The sequence below is a fragment of the Microbispora oryzae genome (genome assembly GCF_017896165.1).
GTDB lineage: Bacteria > Actinomycetota > Actinomycetes > Streptosporangiales > Streptosporangiaceae > Microbispora > Microbispora oryzae.
Window position 1 is genome coordinate 1 of record NZ_JAFCNB010000049.1, and the last position, 2,104, is coordinate 2,104.

Sequence of the window (2,104 nt, forward strand, 5' to 3'; positions counted from 1 at the left end):
GCCTCGTCGATGAGGATGAATCCGCCGGTCATGCGGTTGCGGGCGTAGTCGTCGACGAACAGCGGCTGGGTGGTCCGCAGCGAGACCCGGCCGATCTCGTTGAGCCCGAGAGCGGTGGCCGACTCATCCCGATGCAACGTGTTGACGTCCAGCCGGTAATGCAACTCCCGCACCAGCGCCCGCGCCGTACGCGTGGTGTGCTTGATAATCAACTTCGAGCGGGGCTGGAGCCTCACCCCATCAGCCATCCAGCACACCATCGCGTCGATCTCCTGCGCCGTCTGCGGCTGATTGTTCGGCCGGCAGATCATGTCACCCCGGGAGATGTCGATGTCATCGGCCAGCCGCAACGTCACCGACATCGGCGCGAACGCCTCACCCACCGGCCCGTCGAACGTGTCGATCGCACTGATCGTCGTAGCCAGACCCGACGGAAGATGCACCACCTCATCCCCCGGCTTCAGCACACCACCGGCCACCTGACCCGCATACCCCCGGTAATCATGCAACGCCGGATCCGTCGCGTTGTGCGGCCGGATCACGTACTGCACCGGGAACCGCACATCCACCAGATTCCGATCCGAGGCGATGTGCACATTCTCCAGATGATGCAGCAGCGACGACCCCTCATACCACGGCATACTCTCCGAACGGGACACCACGTTGTCGCCATGCAACGCCGAAATCGGGATGAACGTCAGATCACTGGCGTTCAACTTCGACGCGAACCCCGTGAACTCCTCACGAATCCGCTCGAACCGCTCCTCGGAGTAATCCACCAGATCCATCTTGTTGACCGCCAGCACCAGATGCGGCACCCGCAGCAACGTCGTCAAAAACGCGTGCCGCCGCGACTGCTCCAGCACCCCCTTACGCGCGTCGATCAAAATGATCGCCAGATCCGCCGTCGACGCCCCCGTCACCATGTTCCGCGTGTACTGAACATGCCCCGGCGTGTCAGCGATGATGAACTTCCGCTTCGGCGTCGCGAAATACCGGTACGCCACATCGATCGTGATGCCCTGCTCCCGCTCGGCCCGCAACCCATCGGTCAGCAACGACAGATCGGTGTACTCGGTGCCCCGATCCCGCGACGTCCGCTCGACCGCCTCCAACTGATCTTCGAAGATCGCCTTGGAATCGAACAGCAACCGCCCGATCAACGTGGACTTGCCGTCATCGACGCTGCCCGCCGTGGCGAAACGGAGGATGTCCATCAGAAGTAACCCTCCTTCTTGCGGTCCTCCATCGCGGCCTCCGACGCCCGGTCATCAGCCCTCGTCGCGCCCCGCTCAGTGATCCTCGTCACCGCGATCTCATCGATGATCTCCGACACACTCACCGCGGTCGAGGCGACCGCGCCCGTGCACGTCATGTCCCCCACCGTCCGGTACCGCACCACCGCCTCAAACACCGGCTCATCCTCACCCCGCCGCACCACCTCGGCATCGGCCAGCAACATCCCGTCCCGCTCGAACACACCCCGGGTATGCGCGAAGTAGATCGACGGGATCTCGATCCCCTCCCGGCCGATGTAATGCCACACATCCAGCTCGGTCCAGTTCGACAACGGGAACACCCGGATGTGCTCCCCCCGCCGGATCTTCGTGTTGTACAGATTCCACAACTCCGGCCGCTGATTCTTCGGGTCCCACTGCCCGAAATCGTCCCGGAAGGAGAACACCCGCTCCTTGGCCCGGGCCTTCTCCTCATCACGCCGGGCCCCGCCGAACACCGCGTCGAACCCGTTGTCCTCGATCGCGTCCAGCAACGTCGTGGTCTGCAACCGGTTACGCGACGCCCGCCGCCCGGTCTCCTCCACCACCCGCCCCGCGTCGATCGACTCCTGAACCGACGCCACGACCAGACGGGCACCCAACTCAGCCACCCGCCGATCCCGGAACTCGATCACCTCCGGGAAATTGTGACCGGTGTCGACATGCATGAGCGGGAACGGAATCGGCGCCGGCCAAAACGCCTTCTCCGCCACCCGCACCATCACAATGGAGTCCTTGCCGCCGGAAAACAGCAGACAGGGACGCTCGAACTCGGCCGCGACCTCACGCATGATGTGGATCGCCTCGGCTTCGAGCACGTCGAGCTG

The 2,104-nt window shown here is 64.0% G+C and carries 2 protein-coding genes; both read right to left on the reverse strand.

All coding sequences use genetic code 11. From position 1 onward, the window contains the following. On the reverse strand, window positions 1–1,217 hold a 1,217-nt coding region (locus tag JOL79_RS33435; protein WP_210159946.1), incomplete at its 3' end, for a sulfate adenylyltransferase subunit 1. Then, on the reverse strand, window positions 1,217–2,104 hold an 888-nt coding region (gene cysD / locus JOL79_RS33440; RefSeq protein ID WP_230985968.1), incomplete at its 5' end, for a sulfate adenylyltransferase subunit CysD. The genes cysD and JOL79_RS33435, both read right to left, overlap by 1 nt.